Origin of the sequence: Nocardia sp. CA-129566 (assembly GCF_050956075.1) — a bacterium.
Taxonomy (GTDB): Bacteria; Actinomycetota; Actinomycetes; order Mycobacteriales; family Mycobacteriaceae; genus Nocardia.
Window position 1 is genome coordinate 7,475,876 of record NZ_CP192085.1, and the last position, 23,354, is coordinate 7,499,229.

General features: G+C 65.7%; 19 protein-coding genes and 1 tRNA gene. 5 read left to right on the forward strand and 15 right to left on the reverse strand.

The window, feature by feature from the left end; all coding sequences use genetic code 11:
- Positions 1-143: 143 nt before the first annotated feature.
- The 4 genes from ACQP0C_RS33100 to ACQP0C_RS33115 all read right to left on the reverse strand — a co-directional run bounded on the left by ACQP0C_RS33100 (position 144) and on the right by ACQP0C_RS33115 (position 3,153).
- On the reverse strand, positions 144-608 hold the full coding sequence (locus ACQP0C_RS33100; protein WP_433726418.1) for a DUF5130 domain-containing protein: 465 nt from the start codon (positions 606-608) through the stop codon (positions 144-146).
- Positions 595-873 (reverse strand): aa3-type cytochrome oxidase subunit CtaJ, encoded by a 279-nt coding sequence (gene ctaJ / locus ACQP0C_RS33105; protein ID WP_433726420.1) that lies wholly within the window; start codon positions 871-873, stop codon positions 595-597. Before ctaJ ends, ACQP0C_RS33100 begins: the two co-directional genes overlap by 14 nt.
- A 139-nt stretch (positions 874-1,012) precedes the next feature.
- Entirely contained in the window at positions 1,013-2,548 is a 1,536-nt protein-coding gene (locus ACQP0C_RS33110) for a glycoside hydrolase family 13 protein (RefSeq protein WP_433734724.1), read from the reverse strand.
- Positions 2,549-2,748: 200 nt separating this feature from the next.
- Positions 2,749-3,153, reverse strand: a complete 405-nt coding sequence (locus ACQP0C_RS33115; protein ID WP_355181104.1) for a globin — start codon at positions 3,151-3,153, stop codon at positions 2,749-2,751.
- Positions 3,154-3,378: 225 nt separating this feature from the next.
- On the opposite strand from ACQP0C_RS33115, the gene ACQP0C_RS33120 reads away from it, so the two are divergent.
- Positions 3,379-4,086 carry an HNH endonuclease gene (locus ACQP0C_RS33120; protein ID WP_433726422.1) on the forward strand — a complete coding sequence of 236 codons (708 nt, stop codon included), beginning with the start codon at positions 3,379-3,381 and terminating at the stop codon, positions 4,084-4,086.
- Positions 4,087-4,222: 136 nt separating this feature from the next.
- Here the strand turns inward: ACQP0C_RS33120 and ACQP0C_RS33125 are convergent, their stop codons facing one another.
- Positions 4,223-4,783, reverse strand: coding sequence for a helix-turn-helix domain-containing protein (locus ACQP0C_RS33125; protein WP_433726424.1), 561 nt, complete (start codon positions 4,781-4,783; stop codon positions 4,223-4,225).
- Positions 4,784-4,906: 123 nt separating this feature from the next.
- Here ACQP0C_RS33125 and ACQP0C_RS33130 point away from each other — a divergent pair, with 123 nt between their 5' ends.
- Positions 4,907-5,605 carry an AzlC family ABC transporter permease gene (locus tag ACQP0C_RS33130; protein WP_433726426.1) on the forward strand — a complete coding sequence of 233 codons (699 nt, stop codon included), beginning with the start codon at positions 4,907-4,909 and terminating at the stop codon, positions 5,603-5,605.
- Positions 5,606-5,654: 49 nt separating this feature from the next.
- Positions 5,655-5,975 carry an AzlD domain-containing protein gene (locus tag ACQP0C_RS33135; RefSeq protein ID WP_433726428.1) on the forward strand — a complete coding sequence of 107 codons (321 nt, stop codon included), beginning with the start codon at positions 5,655-5,657 and terminating at the stop codon, positions 5,973-5,975.
- 264 nt (positions 5,976-6,239) lie between these two features.
- Here the strand turns inward: ACQP0C_RS33135 and ACQP0C_RS33140 are convergent, their stop codons facing one another.
- From ACQP0C_RS33140 to ACQP0C_RS33150, 3 genes are all read right to left on the reverse strand, one after another.
- Positions 6,240-6,905 (reverse strand): hypothetical protein, encoded by a 666-nt coding sequence (locus tag ACQP0C_RS33140; RefSeq protein ID WP_433726430.1) that lies wholly within the window; start codon positions 6,903-6,905, stop codon positions 6,240-6,242.
- Positions 6,906-7,093: 188 nt separating this feature from the next.
- Positions 7,094-7,504, reverse strand: a complete 411-nt coding sequence (locus tag ACQP0C_RS33145; protein ID WP_433734725.1) for an acyl-CoA thioesterase — start codon at positions 7,502-7,504, stop codon at positions 7,094-7,096.
- Positions 7,505-7,557: 53 nt separating this feature from the next.
- Positions 7,558-12,495, reverse strand: a complete 4,938-nt coding sequence (locus tag ACQP0C_RS33150; protein ID WP_433726432.1) for an NAD-glutamate dehydrogenase — start codon at positions 12,493-12,495, stop codon at positions 7,558-7,560.
- 672 nt (positions 12,496-13,167) lie between these two features.
- Between ACQP0C_RS33150 and ACQP0C_RS33155 the strand changes: the two genes are divergently transcribed.
- The gene (locus ACQP0C_RS33155) at positions 13,168-13,470 is read left to right on the forward strand and encodes a hypothetical protein (protein WP_433726434.1); all 303 of its coding nucleotides are present in this window, start codon (positions 13,168-13,170) and stop codon (positions 13,468-13,470) included.
- Positions 13,471-13,794: 324 nt separating this feature from the next.
- Here ACQP0C_RS33155 and ettA read toward each other — a convergent pair whose 3' ends face one another.
- The 5 genes from ettA to ACQP0C_RS33180 all read right to left on the reverse strand — a co-directional run bounded on the left by ettA (position 13,795) and on the right by ACQP0C_RS33180 (position 21,301).
- Positions 13,795-15,471: an energy-dependent translational throttle protein EttA gene (gene ettA / locus ACQP0C_RS33160; RefSeq protein WP_354957583.1), complete on the reverse strand. Its 1,677-nt coding sequence runs from the start codon at positions 15,469-15,471 to the stop codon at positions 13,795-13,797.
- A gap of 258 nt (positions 15,472-15,729) precedes the next feature.
- Positions 15,730-16,863: a cytochrome P450 gene (locus ACQP0C_RS33165; RefSeq protein WP_433726436.1), complete on the reverse strand. Its 1,134-nt coding sequence runs from the start codon at positions 16,861-16,863 to the stop codon at positions 15,730-15,732.
- 623 nt (positions 16,864-17,486) lie between these two features.
- Positions 17,487-18,011 carry a single-stranded DNA-binding protein gene (locus tag ACQP0C_RS33170; RefSeq protein ID WP_433726438.1) on the reverse strand — a complete coding sequence of 175 codons (525 nt, stop codon included), beginning with the start codon at positions 18,009-18,011 and terminating at the stop codon, positions 17,487-17,489.
- Between the two features lie 262 nt (positions 18,012-18,273).
- Entirely contained in the window at positions 18,274-19,242 is a 969-nt protein-coding gene (locus tag ACQP0C_RS33175; protein ID WP_433726440.1) for a threonine/serine dehydratase, read from the reverse strand.
- Positions 19,243-19,261: 19 nt separating this feature from the next.
- The gene (locus ACQP0C_RS33180) at positions 19,262-21,301 is read right to left on the reverse strand and encodes a cytochrome c oxidase assembly protein (protein WP_433726442.1); all 2,040 of its coding nucleotides are present in this window, start codon (positions 21,299-21,301) and stop codon (positions 19,262-19,264) included.
- A 222-nt stretch (positions 21,302-21,523) separates the two neighbouring features.
- Between ACQP0C_RS33180 and ACQP0C_RS33185 the strand changes: the two genes are divergently transcribed.
- Positions 21,524-21,600, forward strand: a tRNA-Arg gene (locus ACQP0C_RS33185).
- Between the two features lie 324 nt (positions 21,601-21,924).
- On the opposite strand, the gene ACQP0C_RS33190 is transcribed toward ACQP0C_RS33185, so the two are convergent.
- Together ACQP0C_RS33190 and ACQP0C_RS33195 are read right to left on the reverse strand one after the other, a co-directional pair.
- A complete protein-coding gene (locus ACQP0C_RS33190; RefSeq protein ID WP_433726444.1) occupies positions 21,925-22,338 on the reverse strand; it encodes an SRPBCC family protein in 414 nt (137 codons plus the stop codon).
- 20 nt (positions 22,339-22,358) lie between these two features.
- Positions 22,359-23,258: an N-acyl homoserine lactonase family protein gene (locus ACQP0C_RS33195; RefSeq protein ID WP_433726446.1), complete on the reverse strand. Its 900-nt coding sequence runs from the start codon at positions 23,256-23,258 to the stop codon at positions 22,359-22,361.
- Positions 23,259-23,354 lie beyond the last annotated feature (96 nt).

The window sequence follows — 23,354 nt, forward strand, 5'->3', positions numbered from 1 at the left end:
CCGATCGAACGGGGCGTGGTCATCATCGTGATGGGCACGCCCCGTTTCGCATCTCCAGAGGCACCGCAGGCCGATGTTTCCATGCGTCAACGCAAACGGCGCGTCCACCATCGCAGGTGAACGCGCCGCGGCGAACCAGTGGATCAGCGACCGATGTTGGCGGCCATGACCTGGACCGCGGAGATCAGGCCGTCGATGAGCTGGCCCTTACGGAAGGAGCTCAGGGCAGCCGAGACGCCGAGCTGGCAGACTCGGTCGTTGGCCCGGTCGGCGATCTCGCTGCCGGAACGGACCTCTACGGCCTTGTCGTTGGGCGAGACGGCGATGAGCACCGAACGCGCCGCCTCGGGGGTCGCGGCGAAGACCGCGTCCGCACCGGCGGCCGGATCCGCACCCAGATCGCCGATGTAGACATTGAAGCGCACCTTGGTCGCGCGGGTCACCTCGGTGAGCGCATTGTCCATGGCCAGCCGCTCGTCATCGCTGAACGGGGCTTCCTTGAACACCGCACCGGCCTCGTGCACACCGGAGACGCGGCCGCTGCTGGTGACCACCGAACCGTGCGGCAGTTCGGATTCGACTACCGCGGGCCAATTAGAACTTGCCACTTGCCCGGCCTCCGATCAGCTCCACGTCGGTGGATTCGATCGCCGCATGGTGCTCATGCGACGACTCAGCAGTGTGGTGGCCCGATCCGGTCACCTCGTCGGTAGCACTCCACAGCACGGCAGGCTGGGTCCACTTCTGACCGAGGTCGAAGTGGACCGGCTTCTCGCCGGGCAGTGGCTTGCCGAGAAACGACAATCCGGCGATCGCGCCGTAGATCACCAGCGGGATGCCGAGGAAGATCAGCACTGTCTCGAGAATGCTCATGACTGCGCCTCGCTGGCGCTCGGCTCCGTCATCCGCATGGCGCGCTGGCACATGGTTCGCTCGCTTCGCTCACTCACGAGCCTTACGGTAGACGATGCCCTGTAGTAGTTCGCGTTCTGGTCGAGCTCGTGTTGTGCGGTCACACCAGCCAGGCGGCGGCATTCGCGGCCAGCTGACCGTTCTCCGACGGGGCGCTGGCGAGTAGTACGTCACCGGGCGGCAAGGAGATCGGCACGGGCGAGGCGTTCAGCACACAGACCAGTCCACCGGGCCGACGGAAGGCCAGGCAACCGGCCGGGCTGCCGTACCACTCGATCCGCGGACCCGCGAATTCCGGTCGGACACCACGCAATTCGATCGCCATCCGATACAGCGACAGAGTGGAGCCCAACGCCTCCAATTGCGCTTCGACCGTCGATGCCGTCCATTCCGGCGGCATGGGCAACCAGGACTCGCCCGTGGTGAATCCGAACGGCGGTGCCACGCCCTCCCACGGAATCGGCACCCGGCAGCCGTCGCGTCCGCGCTCGGTATGTCCGGAGCGTTCCCAGACCGGATCTCGCAGCGCCGCCTCGGGCAGATCGTCGACATTGGGCAGCCCGAGTTCGGCGCCGTTGTAGATGAAGACCGCGCCGGGCAGTGCCAGCTCCACCATCATCATCGCGCGGGCCCGCGCAACTCCGACGGGACCGCCGCCGTACCGGGTGACCTCACGTGCGATGTCGTGATTGGACAGCGTCCAAGTGGGGACCGCGCCCACCGGCGCGACGGCCGCGAGCGAGTTGTCGATGGCCGCACGCACCGCGTCGGCATCGAATGGGGCCTCGGCGAGGCGGAAATTGAAGGCCAGGTGCAGTTCGTCCGGCCGGACGTACTCGCCGAAGCGGGTGTTGTCGTCCACCCAGACCTCGCCGATCGAGACCGCGTTCGGATATTCGTCGAGCACCTTGCGGATGCGGCGGTGGATCTCGTGCACGGCGGGATTGTTGAAGCGCGGATCGTCATCGTCATGCACCAACATCTTGGTTTCGACGCGCTCCATATCGGGCAGGCCGTCCGGTTTGGCCATACCGTGCGCGACATCCAGGCGGAACCCGTCGACGCCCCGATCCAGCCAGAAGCGCAGCGTCTGTTCGAAATCGGCGGCGATCTCGGGATTTGCCCAGTTCAGATCCGGTTGCTCGGACGCGAAGATGTGCAGGTACCACTGGCCGGGCCGCCCGTCGGGCTCGATGACGCGGGTCCAGGCGGGCCCGCCGAAGATGCTCGGCCAGTTGTTCGGCGGTATCGCGCCGTCGGGTCCGCGGCCGTCGCGGAAGATGTAGCGCTCGCGTTCCCGACTGCCCGGTGCCGCGGCCAGCGCCGCCGCGAACCACGGATGCCGATCGCTGGTGTGGTTCGGCACCAGATCCATGGTCACCTTGAGACGGCGGTCGTGCGCCTCGGCGATCAGCTCGTCCATTGCCGCCATACCGCCGAAGAGCGGGTCGATATCGCGCGGATCGGCGACGTCGTAACCGCCGTCGGCCATGGGAGAGCGCATCACCGGGCAGATCCAGAGCGCGTCGACCCCGAGCAGTTCCAGGTAGCCGAGTTTGTCGCGAATCCCGCGGAGATCGCCGATCCCATCGCCGTCGGAGTCCGCGAAGGATCTCGGATAGACCTGGTAGAACATGGCCGACCGCCACCAAGGTTGGGCGGTGCGATCCACCGGCGCCGGGACGGCAGGTGTATCAGTCACATCCGTAATAGTGCCAAAGATTTTCGGCAAATTCGCACACGCTCAGCCATGCTCGAAGATATCTGGCAAATATTCAGCATTCGATATGCGGGTTCAAAACCTCGGGACTACGCGGGAGCTCAACAGAAACGATCTCACCAAGCGGCGTTCACCAGCGAATTCGCCGCCATCTCCAGGTAATCGAGTAATGCCTTGCGATGCTCATCGTCCAGAATCTCCGGTTCGATCTCCGCCACGCCGATCCGCATACAGCGCAGCCACGCATCGCGCTCCACCGGACCGATCTTGAACGGCATATGCCGCATTCGCAGCCGCGGATGCCCACGCTCATCGGAGTACGTGCGCGGGCCACCCCAGTACTGCTCGAGGAACATGCGCAGCCGCCGCTCCGCCGGTCCGAGGTCCTGCTCCGGGTACAGCGGGCGCAACACCTCGTCGGCCGCCACCTCTCGATAGAACGCCGCGATGATCCGGTGGAACGTCGCCGCCCCGCCGATCGCGTCGTAGAACGACGTCGCTGTCTGCTCGCCGGAAGTCATCAGGTCCTTTCGATCGGTCCGCTGATCGTTTCGAGCGACCCGCAAGCGATCGCTACGGGCGGCCGCACTCCATTGTGCCCGCGTCACGAACGGGCGGCCCTTCAACCACAGTTCATCCGACATTGTGCGAAATCACCGTGCAATAGTGCGCATTCCATGGTCAACTGGGTGGCAGTCTCTGCCGAGATACCACATGATCTTGATAACTATGAAACCGGGGTCCCCATGAAGCAGCGGCACGGCCGATCACACGAGGCCAGGACGCACCGACAACTCCAGCCCGCCGACGTCCACAATCGTGGGTCGGGGGCTACTCCGCTGCACATCTTGTCCGATCACTATCCGGGTGCACATCGCACCGGTGAGCCTGCTCACCACAATCCGCACCTCACGCCGGTCCAGAACGAGACCGCCAACTGGTTGAAGCGCCGGGTGTTGCTTCTCAATGCCACCTACGAGCCGCTCACCGCGCTGTCCGCACGCCGCGCCGTGGTGCTCCTGATCTGCGATAAAGCCGATACCGTCCACCACGACCCGCAGGGATCGGTGGTGCATTCCGCGGAATCCGCCGTCACGATTCCATCTGTTATCCGGCTGCGCAGCTACGTTCATGTGCCCTATCGCGCACGCGTCCCGATGACCCGCGCCGCCCTCATGCATCGCGACCGCTACCGATGCGGGTATTGCGGTGGCAAGGCAGAGACCATCGATCACGTCATCCCGCGCAGCCGCGGCGGCGAGCATTCCTGGGAGAACTGCGTCGCGAGTTGTGCCCCGTGCAATCACCGCAAGGCGGACAAACTGCTCAGCGAGTTGGGCTGGACGTTGCGTTCGCCACTGGTCTCACCGAAGGGACCGCACTGGCGGCTGTTGTCGACCACCGCGGAGCTGGATCCGGTGTGGTTGCAGTATCTCGGCGAGGGTGCCGCCTAGCGCTAGCTCCTGACCGGATCGGTTCCGTGGGGCCGGTCTCGCAGTCATTTCGCCGCACGTGTTCTTGGTCACCGCGCTCATCCGCGGTGTCGATCGACGCACTGGACACCAGCGGGTGCGCCGCAGCCATTTGCGGCTAGGTGTATTCGACGACGAATGCCGCCCAGGTGTTGGGAGCCAGGGCTTCGAAGACGTGCGGGGCATCGCCCGGGTAGGAGATGTAGTCGCCCGGTGCGAGTTCGACGGGTGCGTCGATGGGGCCGATGAGGGCGCGGCCGCTGGCCAGCAGCACATGTTCGATCACACCTGGAATGTGCGGGTCGGATCTGCGGGCGTGGCCGGGTTCGGCGGTGATCCGGAAGAAATCACGGCGAGCATTGGCCGGTCCGGCCGCCAACAGGGTGGCGCGGTAATCGGATTCCGCGGCGGCCAGTACCGGGCCCTCTCCCGCGCGAATCACCTGAACGGTCGGGCGCGGCGGGTCGAGCAGCCGTGAGAAGGGCATATCCAGGGCGACGCACAGTGCCCACAAGGTCTCCAGGCTCGGATTGCCGGTCCCCGATTCCAGTTGGGACAGTGTGGATTTCGCGACGCCCGCACGGTTGGCAACCTCGGTGAGCGACAGCCTGGCGCGCAGGCGCTCCCGGCGCAGCGCAGCGGCGATCACTGCCTGCGGCGTCGTCGGATCCTGCTCCATGCGCGCTCCCGTCGACTAGGCGGATGGCAGGCCGGCGGAGCCGGCCGGGGTGGGTGAATACAGTTGACCGCCCAACAGAGAACCATATTGACGAATCGCCCCGCCATGTTCACCATAAACTACATGCGTTCGATATGGCGAACACTCGATCGGGACACGCTCACCGGGATCGCGGCGGTATTGCTCGCGGTCGGGCTGATCGGTATTTCCTACGGCGCTACCGCCGTCACCTCCGGTTTTCCACTGTGGGTTCCGATTGTGCTCGGGGTCGTCGTGCTCGCGGGCGGTGCGGAGTTCCTGTTCATCGGGATCATGGCGGCGGGCGGCAGCCCGATCGCGGCCGTACTGGCCGGGCTACTGGTCAATGCCCGGCATCTGCCGTACGGGCTTTCGGTGCCCGATGTGGTCGGCACCGGATGGCGGCGGCGGATCGGCGTCCATGTGATGAACGACGAATCCGTCGCACTGGCCCTGGCCCAGCCGGATATCGCGCGTCGGCGAGCGGCGTATTGGGTGAGCGGGTTGGGTGTGCTCATCGCCTGGCCCAGCGGTGCGGCGATCGGCGCGCTGATCGGCACGATAGTGCCCGATACCGGTGCGATCGGGTTGGACGCGGTGTTCCCCGCGGTGCTGTTATCGCTGATCATGCCCGCCTTGCGAGCACGCGGCACGCTGCGCGCGGCCCTGATCGGGGCGATCGCGGCCGTGGCCAGTGCGCCGTTCCTGCCCGCGGGAATGCCTGTGCTGGTTGCGCTTTCGGGGCTGTTCTTCGCAATCTCGAAGCGGGACAGCGAAGCGACAGGCGAGGCGCAGGCATCGTGAGCGAGCGAGACGACAACATGGCGCGGCCGAGCACCGACGAGGAGCAGGTATGAGTACACCGATCTTGCTGGCGGCCATGGGCGCCTTGTCCGCCGGAACCTATGCCTTCCGTTCGTCGGGTCCTGCTCTGCGCAACCGCATCCGGTTCCCGGATCGAGCGACAAGGCTCCTGGAGATCGGCGCGGTCATACTGTTGGCCGCGATGGTCGCCATCACCACCCTGCCCACCGGCTCCGGCCACCTCGGATTCGCCCTCCCCGCAGGCGTTCTCGTCGGTGGGCTACTGGCCTGGCGCCACCAACCCATGCTGGTGGTAATCCTGGCCGCCGCGACCAGCACCGCCCTCCTGCGCCTGCTCGGGTTGTCCTGACTCCCATTCCACGGTCGAACTGGATCCGATCGTCCGCACTCCTTGCACGCACTCACAACGGGCACCAAGCCTCAACGGGCACCAAGCCCCAACGGGCACCAAACCCCAGCAGGCACCAAACCCCAGCAGGCACCAAACCCCAGCAGGCACCAAACCCCAGCAGGCACCAAACCCCAGCAGGCACCAAACCCCAGCAGGCACCAAACCCCAGCAGGCACCAAGCCTCAGCAGGCACCAGGCCTTAGAAAGGTGTGGGAGTGGAGGCTAGCTCGGGGTTAGCGGGATGCCGCCACCCTGACGGCGGGCGACGGAGCCATAGCGGGCGTCGAGACGCAACCAGGTCTTGGTGGCGCGGACCCGGACGATTTCGGCGGGCGGGATGCGGCGGGGGTCGGCCTTGTCACCGGAGTGCGGGATGAAATCCATTGCGGTGAGGGCGAATACGACGCGCATCGGGACCTGGACCTGGGCCAGCGCCCCGGAGACGGTGAGCACCGTCTGGTCGAGCAGGGACGCGGGCGGGCCATGGCTGCTGCCGTGTTCCTTGGCCAGTGCCGCGCCCCGTTCGGCGAGTTCGACGAGGGTGCGCGCGGGCACATCGTCGACATGTTCGAAGCCGACATCCGGCGGCAGCGCACCACGCCAGGCCGAATCCATCGAGTAGCCGAGATCGATCGGACTGCCGGACGACAAACCGGCCAGCACCAGATCGGCACCGACGGTGACATCGTCGGCGCCGAGCTCGGCGACCACGGTGCGCACCGCGAGCGCCTCGAAACCCGTTGCCACCCACGCGGATACATACCGTTCACCACGACGGCGCAAACGCACCACCGCCGCGGGATCCAACCGAACGGCCCGGCTCAGAAATGTCGCCAGATTCTCTCGCTCGGCCGGATCGGAAACCTCCAGGACGCGCTGTCCCGACATCAGTGCTCCCACATCACCACATCGCGGCCGCCACCGCACGACGACCGCAGTCCGCCACCACCGCTGCGCAACCGGATTCAGCCATCACCATACGGCCGCCGATGCCGACGGCCGCTGCTGCCCGGCCGAAGCCAGCCATCACTGCCCAGCGACCCGAATCCACCACCCGAACGAACCGGGCAAATCGCTCACTCTTTCCACTCGGCGAGGTAGTCACGTTCGGTATCGGTGAGCCGGCGCAGGCGCTGCGACCGCATATCGAAGGCCGCGATCTGGGTGGAGGCGAGCACCGCGGGCGGCGAGTCCGGGGCCGCGCCATTGGCGCGCACCTCGTAACCGATGGTGAAATCAACCGTCCGCAGCTGCTCGATCCACATCGCGATATCCAGCGGAGTGTCCTCGTGCCGCAGCTGACCGCGGTAGCGGACCCGAAGGTCCGCCAGCACACAGCCGGTACGCAGCGACGCGGTCGGACGCCCGTCCTCGAACAGCCACGGAATCCGCGCCTCCTCCAGCAGCGTCACCATGCGGGCGTGGTTGACGTGCTGGAAGACATCCATATCCGACCACCTGACGTCTACCTTGGCGTGGAAGCGCATGGGCAGTAGTCGGCTGCCGCCCTGCGACTTTCCGCTGCCGCTCAACGAACTCGTCAACGAGGTACCTCCGATTGGGCGCCCACCCCGCTCACCATGCTTCGCACTTGCCGCGCCGCAACCGACAGCGTGGCGAGATCGTGGGTTCCGGACTCGAACAACTCCGACAGCGCTGCCCGAGCGCGTCCGAGCCGGGACTGGTTTTTCGACTCCCAGTATGCAATCTTCTCGTCCGCTGTCTCCTCCGGGTCACCGCCGGAGAGCACGTCGAGGGTCAGCGAGCGCAGCGAACCGTACATATCGTCGCGCAATGCGAGCCGGGCCAACGCATGCCAGCGATCGCCGCGTTCCAGGTGGCTGACCGCCTGTAACAGCCAATCGATCTTGAGGTGATCGTTGAGCGCGTAGTACAGCGAGCCGACCTCCTCACCGCTGCGGTCGGTGATATCTGCGATATCCAACACATCGAGCAGCGGGAACAGATTCAGCAGCGCGAAGACCTCGGTGGCGAGGTCGGTGGGCGCGCCACGGGCGATCACTTCGGCGGACTGATCGGTCAGCGTCGAGACGTGATGTCCGCGCAGCCAGCCGGGCACCTTCGGTGCCAGCTCCCGCACACCCCGGCTGTACCGGTTGATCTCCGCGCCGACCGCGATCGGCTGCGGGCGGTTGCTCAACAGCCAGCGTGAGGCGCGGTCCAGCGCCCGCTTGGTCTCCAGCTCGAGTTCGTCGCGCACCGACACCGCGGCGTCGGTGGCTCGGATCCGGGCCCACATATCGTGCAGGTCGAAGATCTCGCTGGCCGCCGCGAACGCGCGCACCGCATCGGTCGTGCTGGCACCGATTTCCTCGTTCAGCCGGTGGGCGTAGGTAATGCCGCCGTAGTCGACCATCTCGTTGACCACCATCGTGGTGGTGATCTCCCGACGCAGCCGGTGCCGCTTGATGGCGGTGCCGAACCGAGCCCGCAACGGTGTCGGGAAGTACTGCGGCAGCCTGCTGGCGAAGTACGAGATATCCGGCAGATCGGTCTCGAGCAGATCGGCCTTGAGCGAAAGCTTCACGTGCGCCATGAGATTGGACAGCTCGGGCGAGGCCAGACCGGTGCCCTCCTCGAGCCTGCGCTTGATCTCCACCTGCGAGGGCAGCGCCTCGAGCTCGCGGTCCACCCCGCGACGCGCCTCGAGATCCTCGATGAGCCGCTGGTGCACATTCAGCATCCGGGGCGCCTCGGCCCGCGAGATGCCCATCAGGAAATTCTGGGAGACGTTGTCCTGCAACACCAGCTGAGCGACCTCATCGGTCATCGAGGCGAGCAGCGGATTGCGTTCGGCCTCGGGCAGTCCGCCCGCGCTGACCACACCGTCGAGCAGCACCTTGATATTGACCTCGTGGTCGGAGCAGTCCACACCGGCCGAGTTGTCCAGCGCGTCGGTGTTCATCTTGCCGCCATTGCGGCAGAACTCGATGCGGCCGAGCGCGGTCGCGCCCAAATTGCCGCCCTCACCGATCACCTTGACCCGCAGCTGATTTCCATTGACCCGCACCGTGTCATTGGACTTGTCGCCGACCTCGGCATTGGTCTCGGTGCTCGCCTTGATGTAGGTGCCGATACCGCCGTTCCACAGCAGCTGCACCGGCGAGAGCAGGATCGCCCGCACCAGTTCCGGCGGCGAGAGCGCGACCACATCATCGGCCAGCCCCAACGCCTTTCGCGACTGCGGGCTGATCGGCACCGACTTCACGGTGCGATCCCAGACGCCACCGCCGGCGCTGATCAGCGAGGTGTCGTAGTCCGCCCAGGACGAGCGCGGCAGCGCGAACATCCGCTGCCGCTCCCGGAACGAGGTGGCCGCATCGGGATCGGGATCCAGGAAGATGTGCCGATGGTCGAATGCGGCGACCAACCGGATGTGCTCGGAGAGCAGCATGCCGTTGCCGAAGACGTCACCGCTCATATCGCCGACACCGACCACGGTGAAATCCTCGGTCTGGGTGTCGATATCCATCTCCTGGAAGTGGCGCTTCACGCTCTCCCAGGCCCCCTTGGCGGTAATGCCCATCGCCTTGTGGTCGTAGCCCGCCGAACCACCGGAGGCGAATGCGTCACCGAGCCAGAATCCATAGCGCTGCGCCACATCGTTGGCGATATCGGAGAATGTCGCGGTGCCCTTATCGGCGGCAACGACCAGGTAGGTGTCATCGCCGTCGCGGCGGATCACCCGCGCGGGCGGCAGGACGGCGCCGGTCGCCCGGTCCACATTGTCGGTGACATCCAGCAAACCGGAGATGAATGTCCGGTAGCATTCGACGCCCTCCGCGCCCAGCGCCTGCCGATCCGCGGTCGGATCACCCGTGGCCGCCGGCGGCTGCTTGACCACGAATCCGCCCTTGGCGCCGACCGGGACGATCACCGCGTTCTTCACCGCCTGCGCCTTCACCAGACCCAGGATCTCGGTCCGGAAATCCTCCAGCCGGTCCGACCAGCGCAACCCGCCGCGCGCCACCGGACCGAAGCGCAGATGCACACCCTCGACCCGCGGCGAGTACACAAAGATCTCGAATTGCGGTCGCGGCCTGGGCAATTCGGTGATGGCATGCGGATCGACCTTCACCGAGACGTACCCGCGCGAATTGCCCGCGGCGTCGGTCACGTAGTAGTTGGTCCGCAATGTCGCCTTGACCAGCGACAGGATCGCGCGCAGGATGCGGTCGGCGTCCAGGCTGACGACGTCGTCGATGCGGCCGCGCACCCGGGTCTCCAACTCGGCGGCGTGCTCGGCCGATTCGGTATCCGGATCGAACCGTGCCGCGAACAGGTCGACGAACAGCTTCGCGATATCCGGATACGCGAGCAGGACCCTGGCGATATTCGCCTGGCTGTACGGAAAATCGGCCTGCTGCAGGTACTTCGCGTACATCCGCAGGATCGACACCGCGCGCCACGGCAGCCGGGCGCGCAGCACGAGTTCATTGAGCGCATCCGCCTCGGCTCGGTCGTACCAGACCGCCTCGAAGGCCGCGGTGAACCGATCGTGCAGCCCCTGCTCCGCCGTCGCCAGCGCGTCGGCCCGGGCCGAGGACTCCAGCAGTTCGGCGTCCAGATCCTTATCCAGCGAGCTGCGCAGCAATTCCGGCCGGGCCAGCAGGCCGAAGTCGTAGATCCAGCGTTCCCCGCCCTCATCGCCGGGCACCGGATCCAACAGGATCTGGTACGGCCGCTCATCGACAACTTCGACGCCGAGGCTCTGCAGCACCGGCAGCACCTGGCTCAGTGAGATGCCGGTGCCGCCGATGTAGAGGGTGAACCGCCACGAGCCCGGTACCGAATCCGCATGGCGGTACAGGTATTGGTCGATCGAGCCCTCGGTCAGCCGCTCCAGCCGCACGACATCGGCCAGTGCGCGGTCGGAGGCGAAATCCTGTTTGTACGCCTCCGGAAACGCCTCGGCGTAGCGCTGCACGACGCCGGGATCCAGCACGGTGGAGGTGCTCACCGCATCGTTGAGGCGGTCATCCCAGGTGTGCGTCGCCTCGGCGAGCAGATTCTGGATGCGCAGCCGATTGGCCTCGGAGGTGTCGGCGACGGTGACCCCCTCACGCAGCACCCCGACCTCCGTCTCCGGCATGCGCACCGTGAAATACACACTGGCCAGTTCGCTTTCGCTGACCCGCGCCGAGTAGTCGATGGAAACGCCACCCAGTTCGCGGACCAGGATTTCTTGCATCTCCAGGCGCACCCGAGTGGTGTAGCGATCGCGAGGCAGATAAACCAGGCATGCGACGAATCGGCCGAAACCGTCCGAACGCAGGAACAGCCGAACCTGCCTGCGCAGACCGACATTCAGGACTGCGGTGGCGGTGCGGCGCATGGTCTCGGCGTCGGAGGAGAACAGTTCGGTGCGCGGGAACGACTGGATGACCTCGAGCATGGCCTGGCCGGAGAACGAGTCCATATCGAAACCGCTCTGCTCGATCACCGAGCGCACCCGGCGCTCGATGACCGGAATGTCGAGGACGTTCTCGTGCACCGCAGTCACGGTGAACACACCGATGAACAGGTGCTCGCCGACGATCGCGCCGGATTCGTCGAAGTCCGCGACACCGATGAAATAGGGGTACACCGAGCGATGCACGGTGGCGGGCACCAGGCCTTGGGTGAGCATCAGCAGCGGCCGGTCGCCCGCGTTGACCGGCACCCGGAAGTCGGTGCCGACATCCGGGCGCAGCACGCCGAGGCAGGTTCCGGGCAACGGATTCGAGATCGTCTGCCCCTCGTCGCCGCCGAGCCGGTAGCGGGCATAGCCGAGCACGGTGAAATTGCCACTGTCCAACCAGCGCAACAGATTCGCGGTATCGACCAGATCGGCATCGGAGAACGGCGCGTGGCCGGATTTGGCGGCCAGCTCGAGTTCATCGGCCAGATTGCTCTGCACTTGTTTGATGGCCTCGGTGTCGCCGATGACCTGACGCACGTCGGCGACCACATCCGGCATCGACTGTTCGATCCGGTCCAGTAGGGCGCGACTGGTCGAGGGATGCAACTGCAGGTGCATCCAGGATTCGCGCAGAGCGGTGCTGCCGTTGCTGTCGACCTCGTGTGGCGCGGCGCTGGTCAGCCGTCCGTCCGCATCGCGCGTCACCTCGAAGATCGGGTGGATCACCTCGCTCACGCTGACGCCCATCCGGCTCAGCGACGAGGTGATCGACTCGACTAGCAGCGCCATATCGTCGGTGACCAGCTGCACCGCGGCACCCAGCCCGGAGCCGTCGTCCGGGTGGTACACCCGCACTAGCGCCCGCCCGGCCGTGCGGGTCATCGCGAGCTCCATATGCCGCCGGAAGATCTGGGTGATCCCGGTGATCGCGCAGTCCACATCGCCCGCGTCGACGTGGCGGAAATACGCCTCCTCGAGTGTCGCGAGTTCGCCGCGCAGCGACTGCGGCAACCCCGCGGCCCACGCCGCGCTGGACAATTCGGACGAGACAGTCATTTTTTTCGCCAACTCCTCGGATTCGGTTCCGCAACAAAGTGACGCCGGTCCGAGAGTAGCTGTGCCTTGCAGACGCGGGGGTGAATTCCCTTCTAAATGCAGGGTGTTCACCGATACCGCAGCGTTCGCTGCTTGGTTGCCGAGGTCGATGATCCCGGCACAGCACCCGATCGGACCGGCAACGTCAGGTAGACGCGATCGCGGTGGTAACGACCCAATGCCCGGACTGCGCCTGCGCATGCACGTTTCCAACCATAGTCAGATCTTTGGCCGGATGTGCGTCGACTGTATTTCCTTCGATGCAGACGCCACCCGGTGCGTTTTCCCCGCAATTCCTTCGGCAGAACGACCGTTCGACGTCGTCATGCGCGGATGCTACCGCCTCGACGGCGGGCGGCCAGCCGACGAGGCGGATCGGTTCCGAATGCCGTTCGGCGGTGCGGATCGTGATTGCTCGGACTGCGCCGACACGTGCACGCCATCGCCCCTGTCGAGCTCGGGTTTCGCTGTGATTCATGCGCACGTCACATCGTGACGCCGGACCCCACGCCTTGTCGTGACGGGATCCAGGGAAGGTAGTGAATGCAATGCCATGCATGAGCAAGCAAACGCGCCGGTCCAGATCACCGGCGACACCTACCAGGCACCGCACACACCGATCGCACCGAGATCGTGAAGTTCCGCCCGACGGCGCAGTTGGGGCAGGTAATGGCGCTGCTGGAGCGAATCGGTGCACCGCAAGGTGCGATTCTTCGCAACGTCGCGCTGGCGACCGACCGACGCGACGCACTGTGCGACGGAATCGAGCTGCTGGCACCGTATTCCGGCCACGGCATCGTCAATACGGGTGCCGCGACCTTCCACGGTGTAGTCGCCGATGTACTGCACCGGGCCGCGGATCGCCTCGGAAACGATCGAGCCGCGAGCTGGCTGAGCACCGCGCGCGATGCCTATATCCGACTCGGCGCGACCTGATGGCTCTATGCCTCAGCACTGCCTGCGCAACCGCCCCGACCGGATGCCGCCACCGTGATGCATCTGCGACCGACCGGAAATGCACTGTAGGTGGTCGTTTTCGACGCATCGGGTGTGCTGCCCTGCCGCTTCGACCCCGACCCCGGTGGAAACATGGAGTGGCGTCTCGACTGAGCTACCCGGAGCTGCCGATTCGCAGCACCGGGAATGTCCGCCGCACCGGTCGGCATCGGTGCGATGCAGCAAGAACATGCGACCGGCCGCCGCGGCGGCGAAAGGCCACCCGACGAGGCGGTACACCGACCGCCTCGCCGAGTGCCGAGCTCAGTCGCGGGTGAGCTTGCGGTGCGTCACCCGGTGCGGCCGGGCGGCTTCGATGCCGAGACGCTCGATCTTATTGGCCTCGTACGCCTCGAAGTTGCCCTCGAACCAGAACCACTTGGCGTCGTTATCGCTATCGCCCTCCCACGCCAGGATGTGGGTGCAGGTCCGGTCGAGGAACCAGCGGTCGTGGGAGATGACAACGGCGCAGCCCGGGAACTGTTCGAGCGCGTTCTCCAGCGAACTCAGCGTTTCCACGTCGAGGTCGTTGGTCGGCTCGTCGAGCAGGATCAGGTTGCCGCCCTGCTTGAGGGTGAGCGCGAGGTTCAACCGGTTGCGCTCACCACCGGAGAGCACCCCGGCGGGCTTCTGCTGGTCCGGGCCCTTGAAGCCGAAGGCGCTGACATAGGCGCGCGAGGGCATCTCCTGGTTGCCGACCTCGATGAAGTCCAGACCGTCGGAGACGACCTGCCAGACATTCTTCTTCGGGTCGATGCCCGCGCGGTTCTGGTCGACGTAGCTCAGCTTGACCGTCTCACCGACCTTCACCTCACCGCTATCGGGCGACTCCAGCCCGACGATCGTCTTGAACAGCGTGGTCTTACCGACACCGTTCGGGCCGATGACGCCGACAATGCCGTTGCGCGGCAAGGTGAACGACAGATCCTTGATGAGCTGGCGGTCGCCGAAACCTTTGTCCAGATGTTCGACCTCGACGACCACACTGCCCAGACGGGGACCCGCCGGGATCTGGATCTCCTCGAAGTCCAACTTCCGGTGCCGCTCGGCCTCGGCCGCCATCTCCTCGTACCGCCCCAGGCGAGCCTTGTTCTTGGCCTGGCGGGCCTTCGCACCGGACCGCACCCAGGCCAGCTCCTCCTTGAGGCGCTTCTGCAGCTTCTGGTCCTTCTTGCCCTGGACCTCGAGACGCTGGGCCTTCTTCTCCAGATAGGTGGAGTAGTTGCCCTCGTAGGGGTAGGCACGACCGCGGTCGAGTTCGAGGATCCACTCGGCGACATTGTCGAGGAAGTACCGGTCGTGGGTGACGGCCAGCACGGCACCGGCGTACGAGGCCAGATGCTGCTCCAGCCAGAGCACACTCTCGGCATCGAGGTGGTTGGTCGGCTCGTCGAGCAGCAGCAGATCGGGCTTGCTCAGCAGCAGCTTGCACAGTGCGACGCGGCGGCGCTCACCACCGGAGAGGTTGGTGACCGACTCGTCCGGCGGCGGGCAGCGCAGCGCGTCCATGGCCTGCTCGAGCTGGGAATCGATATCCCAGGCATCGGCATGGTCCAGGTACTCCTGCAGTTTGCCCATTTCGTCCATGAGCTCGTCGGAGTAGTCGGTGGCCATGAGTTCGGCGATCTCGTTGAAGCGATCCAGCTTCACCTTGACCTCGCCGAGGCCCTCCTCGACATTGCCGCGAACGGTCTTCTCCTCGTTCAGCGGCGGCTCCTGCTGCAGGATGCCGACCGTGGCACCCGGGGCCAGGAAGGCCTCGCCATTATTCGGCTGGTCCAGTGCGGCCATGATCTTCAGCACGCTGGATTTACCCGCGCCATTGGGGCCGACGACGCCGATCTTCGCGCCGGGAAGGAAGTTCAAGGTGACATCGTCGAGCACGACCTTATCGCCGTGCGCCTTGCGAACCTTCTTCATTTGGTAGATGAACTCAGCCATGGAGGAAAGCCTATCGGTACGAGGAAAGATGATTACGCCCCTACTGCCCCGCCTTGCAGCTCACGGGCCGGTTTCATTCAACCAGCACCAGATCCCGAGGATTCCCCGCCCCGTCCGCGTCCAGGTCGACAGCTTGATCAGGCCGTATCTGGGCCGTGGCGGACTGGAACCGTTTCGGGCCGACCATCGGGAGGCCGCCCCGATAACGTCACCATGACCGGCTCGAGGGGGAAGAAAATCCCCCGACGAGACCCGGTGTCACGATTGCCCTGTCACCACATTCAGTGGAGGGGATTTCGGGAAGATAACCGGCAAGGACGCCAAGGATCGGTGGAATGGCCCGGGCCGCCAGGTCAATTGGTCGGTGGGCACGGCAAGTTCGATATCGGGTAGGGCGTCGAGAAGCTGGTCGATGGCATCCTGGGCGATCAAGTAGGCGACAGAGCGGGCCGGGCAGGCGTGCGGACCTGCGCCCCACGCCAGGTGTGAGCGGTTGCCGCTGTACTCGCCGATGTTTACCGCTGGATCATTGTTGCAGCCGGCCATGCTGATGATGACCGGCTGGTGAGCGGGCAGCCAGACGCCGTCGACCAGGCTCGGCTGCCGCGGGTAGCTGGGGCAGTGGTTGGCGAATGGCGGGTCGTTGAACAACACCTCATCGAGGGCGTCGCGGGTTGCCAGGCCGCCGCCCAAGACACCACCGGCGAACCGGTCGTCGGTGAGGATCAGCAGCAGGGTGTTGATGATCAGGTTCTGTTGCGGTTCGATGCCACCTCCGTAGAGGTTGGCCATTTGGTGAACCATCTCCATGTCGTCGAGCTCGGCCGGATGGTTCAGCATCCGTGTGGTGATGTCGTCGCCGGGTTGAGCGCGTTTGAGGGCAATCAGCTCGACGATCGCCTCACTGAACATCTGCATGCCTTGCTGCGCTTCGACGCCCTCGAAGACCGCCGCCATGCCGGCCGCGACGCGCTGCCCGATCTGCGCCGGACAGCCCAGCATCTCGTTGACCACGGCTGAAGAAAGCGGAAATGCGTACTGGCTGATCAGATCCGCCGTACCCGCTTCGCAGAAGGTGTTGATCAGCGATACCGCGATCCGTTCCGCAGTGGTGTGCACGGCGTGCAAGTCGACCCCCGCAAGGCCTGCGGTAACCGCCTGTCGATACCGTGTGTGCTCGGCTCCGGCGCTGTGTACCGAGGTCGGCCGGTATTGCAGCATGGGCAGGACGGGGCAGTCGCTGGGAATGTTCTTCTCCCAGATGCGTGGATCGGCCGGGAAGCGTTCGGGGTCATTGAGTATCGTCACCGCCAGGTTGTAGCCGATCACCAGCGTCGCGGGAACTCCTGGAGCCAGGTCCACTGGCACCAACGACCCGTAGCGCTCGCGCATGTCGCGATAGACGCGGTGCGGATCGGAGGAGAACTCCGGGGAGTACAGCGGGACGCGAGGTCCATCGGCGGCGCCGGGTGATGCGTCGTAGGCCACAGACGGGGTCTCTGGCTGGTCGGGGGGCAGTGTGGTGGTCAAGTACGTGACTCCAGACGATGAAGCGGGAACTTCACGAGCGACTCAGTGGCTGTACACAAATGCGCCGCGCATCGAGCGCAGTGATCATCAGGACGGGAATATACCGACGTTGCCGTTCGCGTGGGCGGCGAAGTACAAGAGCGAAGGCGAGCAGCGAGCCGTCTGCTGGTGGCGGATAGGCGACCAATCGCGCAGGGCGCAAAGATCAAGAACCTTCAGGCCGTCTGCAGGCCGAGGTCACCTAGTGTTCCGCGCCTGAAATTCGTTGTGTAATTGGGGGATTCGTCGGCGGCGAGTGCAGCAGGTGGTGGCATTGACGCTGGAACAGACCCGCTATTCGTGGAGAAAGTGGTGGATGTTGTTGGCCTGTACCATAATTCGCCCGAGCGGGCGGTGGTGCTGTGCATCGACGAGCAGAGTCAGATGCATCCCTCGCCAGATATCAACAGAGCCACCACTGTCGCCGCGAGTATCCGGCCGCGCGGTCAAGCGTCGACGCGCTCGGGATCAGCGAGCTCGGGCGGTGCGGAAGACAGAGACGTCGCGCCCTCCCCCGGCTCCTGGCCGTCGACGCGTGCACGATCATCAGGACTGGATCGGTCACAACCATTCCGTGCCAAGGTACTGGGTCCGGACGCCACGCCCGAAACCGCGCGCCGGACCACCTGCGCGGTGCAGCGGGACAGGTCAGGGCCGATCGTGGTGGCGCGCATCTCGACATCGCGGCGTTCCGCGCCGTCCCGGCCCCGATACTCGTGTGAGCGCAGCTGGCCGTGCGCGATGATCGGATCGCCGCGGCGTAGGGAGGCGTCGACACCGAGTACCAGCCGGCGCCAGCAGCTGACGGTGAGATACAGCGTTCCGTTGTCCACCCACTCCCCGGTCTCGGGATTGAACCGCCGGGAATTGCTCGCCATCCGAAAGGTCACGACCTGCTCCCCATTGGTCAGATCGCGCTTGATCGGATGGGTCACGACCGTGCCGATCACTGTCACCATCGCTTCGTACATCGTTGCGCCCCTTTATATTTCGATCCGTCACGTATCGCTTCAGGTGTTCCGTCCTCGCATATGAGGACCCCTTCAGCCTGACGTCTCCGGACCCCATTCGGCCGCCCCGATTCCCGAATGTGGACAACTTCGAAACATGTGGACAGTCGTCACTTCATACGGCGCGATCGACGGAGGGCGAGCGGCTTCGACCGGGTCCCGATCACCCGATGGTGAGATCGACGAGCGATGACGCCGTGTCCATTGCCGAAACCGGCGCGAGCTACAAGACCGACAGGTCGGTATTTGCACCACACAGCACGATCACGGGCCGCTCCCCCTCGGCGGGCACATACGCACCGCTCTGCACGGCGGCCAGCGCGGTCGCCCCGGTCAGTTCCACGACGATCCGAAACTCCCGCCACAGATATTCACGAGCCGTCGCAATCGCGTCATCGGTCACCAATAGCGACCGCACGTCATAGCGACGCGCGATATCCAACGCGATATCCCCGATCCGATTGGCCCCAAAGGACTCCGCGGCAATGCTGGTGACATTCACATCCACCGGCCGCTGTGCGTGCAATGCGGCGTTCAGCGTCGCAATTCCCTCGGGTTCTACCCCGACCACCTGCTGCCGACGCCCGAGCGCCGCCGCGATCCCGGCCACCAGCCCGCCGCCGCCGACCGCGACCAGCACCGGCGGCCGCCCACGCACCTGCTCCTCCAGCTCCAGCCCCACCACACCCGCACCGGCGACCACCGCGGGCAGGTCGTAGGCGTGCAATTGCAGGGCGCCCCGCTCGTTCGCGAGCTCGGTCGCGTAGCGGTAGGCCTCGGCGTAAGTCGTTCCGTGCCAGAGCACCTCGGCACCGTAGGACCACATCGCGGCCACCTTGGTATGCGGCGCCGACTCCGGGACCACCACGGTGCACAGCTTGCTGAGGCGAGCGGAGGCCAGCGCGGCCGCGATCCCGGCGTTCCCGCCCGAGGCGATGACCACCTGATCGACCTGTTCGGCCGACTCCAACAGCGCGTTGAAGCTGCCGCGCACCTTGAATGTCCCGCCATGCTGCAGGTACTCGAGCTTCAGCGTGACCGGGACGGGCCCGTTCGGTCCCACGATCGAGGTATGGAATACCGGCGTCTTGCGCACCTGTCCGGCCAGCCGTCTGCGCGCCGCGCGCACATCGGATCGATACACCCGTCGGGCGTGCCTGTTCTCCACCACCGCGGCACCCCGCTCACTCACGCTTGCACCTCGATGGAACTCAATGACGTATTCCTCGATCACGCTTGGCCAATTCGGCGAACATGGCATTGTGGGCGGCCAACTCCGCGTCATGGTCGCGGTCGGCGGCCCGATCGGTCCGCTTCGCGAGTTTGGCGTCGCTGCGCGACCACTGGATGAGCAGTGCCAGCATCACCACAACCAACGGCACCTCACCGCTGGCCCACGCGAGGCTACCGCCGGTGCGCTGGTCACCGAGTAGGTCGTTGTTCCAGCCGAGGGCGAGGCTGCGGAAGAACCACCCGCCCATCACCGTGGTCATGCTCATCAGCGCGATACCGAAGAAGGCATGGAAGGGCAGCGAGCCGAATACCATGCCGAGCTTGGTCAGCGGCTGCACCTGACGCGGCTTCGGGTCGATGCCGATCACCACCCAATAGAACAGATAGCCGCTGAGCAGGAAGTGCAGGTTCATCATCAGATGCGCGGCATGGGAATCGACGAACGAGTCGTAGATGCCGCCCATGTACAGCGCATAGAAGCCGCCGACGAAGATCACCGACGCGACGATCGGATGGGTCAGAAAGCGCGAGACCGGGTTGTGCACGGCGGCCAGAATCCATTCCCGAGGACCGGGTATGCCGTTACGCCCGGCCGCTGGCAGGGCCCGCAGCGCCAAGGTGACCGCACCACCGAGCGCGAACAGGATCGGCGCCAGCATCGATAACGCCATGTGCTGTCCCATGTGCACGCTGAAGACCGCCGGCGCATACCGCCCGACCCCCGACGAGGTGGCGAAGAGCAGGATCGCGCAGGCCGACAACCAGGCAATGGTCCGTCCGATCGGCCAGGCGTCTCCGCGCGCACGCAACCGCCGCACCCCCATCAGGTACAGCACCGCAAGCACGATGGCCAGCGTGCCGAAGATCAAGTCGAAGCGCCAGTCGAACAGCAGTCGCGATACCGATGGCGGACCGTTCAGGTTGTAGCCGAGTTCGACCTCGGTGGGGGTCGGCACGCTGGTCGGCGGTGGCGGCGGCGTTCGCCCCAACCCGACGGCCAGCCCCATGGTGGCCGCGAAGATCAGCGCTTCCACACCACCGAATCGGATGAGCGCGGCGCGGTCGCGCGGGTTCGCGGCGAGTGCGGGCAGACTGGCGCGACGCTGCAGATATCCGACCCCGCCGAGCACCGCGAGCGCGCACGCCTTGGCGATCACCAGTCGGCCATAGGTGGTGGTGAACAGATCGCTCCATGGCACCCGCACCCAGGAGTTGATCACGCCGCTGACGCCGATCACGACGAAGGCGATGGTGGCGGTCAGCGAGAATCGCCGGGCCGCGATATCGGTGTGCCCGCCGCCGCGCATCGCGTAGGCGAGCACCGCGAACAATCCACCGACCCAGACCGCGGCGGAAACCAGGTGCAGGATGAGGCTGTTGGTCGCCAGGTCGTGCGCACCGCCCGCGGACGAATGCCCGGTCAGCGCCAGCGGCATCATCGTGACGACGGCACCGCCGAACAGCACCGGGGTCCACCCCCAGCGCAGCGCGAGTCGGCAACCCACCGCGACGATCAGCGCGAAGACCACCGTCGTGCGCCACGCCTGGGCCAGATCCACTTGACCGATCGCGCGCCACAACTGCTCCGGCCGCCAGATCTGACTCACCGGCTGCCCGGTGGTATCCGACACCGTGAGCGGTATCAGCAGCGCCGCACAACAGGCCCAGCTCACGGCGAAGTTCGAGGCGCGCCGAACCGCGCGATACCCGTCGACATCGAGCAGTCCGTTCGCCTGCGCCGGTACCAGGAACGCGGCGAACAGCAGCGAGCCGACGGTCAATGCGGCGGACAGATCGGCGAGCGCCCGCAGCGCCGGCAGGCCATAGGTGGTCAGCGGTCCGGGATCCGGAATGCCGAGCAGGGTCAACGCCTGCGCCGCCGACAGTCCGACGATCATCGCGGCGACCACTGCCGCGATCGCACCGGCCAGCACCGTGATGGTCGCGAAGGTCGCCGCAGAGCCCGATTTACCCGTTTCGAGATCAGGTGCGACGGACGGGTCCTGCGGTGACGACATGGGACTGAGCGTAGTCGGCCGTTAATGCGTGGCCCGGTGGGGTTTGGGCCGATATGGTGGCTAACGGATCGGAGGTGCGATGTCGATCATCCCGCGACTCGCTCGGCCCATGCGCCGCAGGTGGCTGAAATGTTGCTAACGCTAAGAACCTAGCCATCTGGACGGTCGCTATACTTGCCCTGCTGGACAGCACGGCCAATGTCGGCCATCGTGGAACCCACTGCCTCCGTAGCTCAGTTGGATAGAGCAAGGGCCTTCTAATCCCTAGGTCGCAGGTTCGATTCCTGCCGGGGGCACCACACCGCACTGCGACCCGCTGACCAGCGGGGGCGCAGTTCCGTGCTGTGAGTATCCACGCGGTTGGCTCCGTAAACGCCGGATTCGAGATCTGGTTCGCCCCTCGGACGTGAGGGGCGATCGTGAGAAGTTGCCCAGGATGTTGCGGTGCCGCTCAGAGTCCTGTTCCGGCCGTCACGATCGTTGATCCACACCGCCGCGCGAGCCGTCGACAATGCGCTCGGCTCCCCGAGATCTTCCGGCCCCACCACCCTCGGGGCTATGGGGACGTCGCCCCAACTACCACCTGCCGCGGACTCCGAATCCGCGCGCGCTGTCGGGCGCTCTCATTGCGGCCCAGCGGAATGCGACGACGACGGCGCGGTGTCGCCGAGTCTTGCGGCGAGCCGGGTGAGCCGTATTCGTGCGACCGAGCGGTAGGCCGGAGCGAGTACCGCGGCGAGCGGACCTTCGTGACCGAATGCGTGCTCGACTTCTGTTGCGGCACCGTAGGGTTGGATGTGCCAGCTGCCGAGCTCGGTGAATCCCGGCACGCTCCAGCGGGTGTCGATTCGCCCGGGTTCGATGCGGACGTAGTCGAAGGTTCCGGAGAGTCCTGGGCGAACGGTCAACCGATAGGGTTCGCCGGTCATCGCCTCCGGTCGGCCGTCTATTCGAAGAAAGGCCGCGTTCCATTCGGGCAGTGACAGCGGGTCGAGGAGCACGGCTCGCACCTGGTCCGGAGTCGCTGTGACACGCATTCGCGCGGATTGTTCGCTGCTCATGATGTCGCCTGCGTCCGGGTGGCGACCGGCGGATTCGACAAAGCGCGCGCCAGTCGCGCGCTCACGCCCGGATCGTGGGCAGGCAGGATGACGAGTCCGGGCAGTGCCGCGCGGAGTTCGTTCACCAGGTCTGCCGAGGTTCGCATCTGCCGCTTGTCGCCGACTCCCGGCAGGTGGCCTTCGGCGAGCAGACGGTCGTCGTAGGTGAGGTCACCGACCATCAGCAGCGGATGCTGCCCGGGGCGGCGCACCAGCATCGACAGCGATCCCGGGGTGTGGCCGGGAGTGCGCAGCAGCACCAGAGTGCCGTCACCGAACAGATCGTGTCCGCGCTCGAAGGGGCGGATGGCGGGATCGGCCAGACCTTCCGGTTCCACTTGCTTCCAGCGCAGGCCGGGCAGGTCGATGTGGGTCGGCATCAGCCCTCGGGCCTCGGGCAGAGGTTTGCGTAGGGAGTCCCACTCGATCCGGTCGATCACGATGTCCGAGCGACCGAGTTCGGGAAGCCCGCCGATGTGGTCCTGATGCAGATGCGACAGCACAGCGGTATGGACGTCGCCGAGCGTGTGCCCGAGGCGGCGGATTCCCGCCGAAAGCGTCTGCGCCGGTTCGATATCGAACTTGGCGAGCCGGGAGTAGACCTTCCCGTTCAGCCCACCGGGGAAGTAATCGGGGTCGGTGACCGAAGCTCGGTCCTGGCCGGTGTCGAACAGGACCAGTCCATCTCGATGCTCGATGACGAAGACATTGATCGGCCTCGGGTCGGTCCATCGGCGTGAGGTGAACAGCCAAACATAGGTGTTCTTTCGCGTCGGTCCGACATGTTCGGGGCGGATGGCGACCGTGCCGGTGCTGATGACCGACACGCGTGAGATGGGGTCCGAGACGGTGTTCATGGCGTAACTCCTTTGCAGTAGATGTCGTGTCACTAGATTACACGACATCTACTGCCGAGCAATAGGTGTCGTGTAACATTTCAGGCAGCGTTCTAC

Excerpts from the sequence above, each read along its gene's own strand:
- ctaJ (WP_433726420.1), bottom strand. The coding sequence starts at position 873 with ATGAGCATTCTCGAGACAGTGCTGATCTTCCTCGGCATCCCGCTGGTG.
- ACQP0C_RS33110 (WP_433734724.1), bottom strand. The coding sequence starts at position 2,548 with ATGTTCTACCAGGTCTATCCGAGATCCTTCGCGGACTCCGACGGCGAT.
- ACQP0C_RS33115 (WP_355181104.1), bottom strand. The coding sequence starts at position 3,153 with ATGACTTCCGGCGAGCAGACAGCGACGTCGTTCTACGACGCGATCGGC.
- ACQP0C_RS33120 (WP_433726422.1), top strand. The coding sequence starts at position 3,379 with ATGAAGCAGCGGCACGGCCGATCACACGAGGCCAGGACGCACCGACAA.
- ACQP0C_RS33125 (WP_433726424.1), bottom strand. The coding sequence starts at position 4,783 with ATGGAGCAGGATCCGACGACGCCGCAGGCAGTGATCGCCGCTGCGCTG.
- ACQP0C_RS33130 (WP_433726426.1), top strand. The coding sequence starts at position 4,907 with ATGCGTTCGATATGGCGAACACTCGATCGGGACACGCTCACCGGGATC.
- ACQP0C_RS33135 (WP_433726428.1), top strand. The coding sequence starts at position 5,655 with ATGAGTACACCGATCTTGCTGGCGGCCATGGGCGCCTTGTCCGCCGGA.
- ACQP0C_RS33140 (WP_433726430.1), bottom strand. The coding sequence starts at position 6,905 with ATGTCGGGACAGCGCGTCCTGGAGGTTTCCGATCCGGCCGAGCGAGAG.
- ACQP0C_RS33145 (WP_433734725.1), bottom strand. The coding sequence starts at position 7,504 with ATGCGCTTCCACGCCAAGGTAGACGTCAGGTGGTCGGATATGGATGTC.
- ACQP0C_RS33150 (WP_433726432.1), bottom strand. The coding sequence starts at position 12,495 with ATGACTGTCTCGTCCGAATTGTCCAGCGCGGCGTGGGCCGCGGGGTTG.
- ettA (WP_354957583.1), bottom strand. The coding sequence starts at position 15,471 with ATGGCTGAGTTCATCTACCAAATGAAGAAGGTTCGCAAGGCGCACGGC.
- ACQP0C_RS33165 (WP_433726436.1), bottom strand. The coding sequence starts at position 16,863 with ATGCGCGAGCGCTACGGGTCGTTGGTGCCAGTGGACCTGGCTCCAGGA.
- ACQP0C_RS33170 (WP_433726438.1), bottom strand. The coding sequence starts at position 18,011 with ATGTACGAAGCGATGGTGACAGTGATCGGCACGGTCGTGACCCATCCG.
- ACQP0C_RS33180 (WP_433726442.1), bottom strand. The coding sequence starts at position 21,301 with ATGTCGTCACCGCAGGACCCGTCCGTCGCACCTGATCTCGAAACGGGT.
- ACQP0C_RS33190 (WP_433726444.1), bottom strand. The coding sequence starts at position 22,338 with ATGCGTGTCACAGCGACTCCGGACCAGGTGCGAGCCGTGCTCCTCGAC.
- ACQP0C_RS33195 (WP_433726446.1), bottom strand. The coding sequence starts at position 23,258 with ATGAACACCGTCTCGGACCCCATCTCACGCGTGTCGGTCATCAGCACC.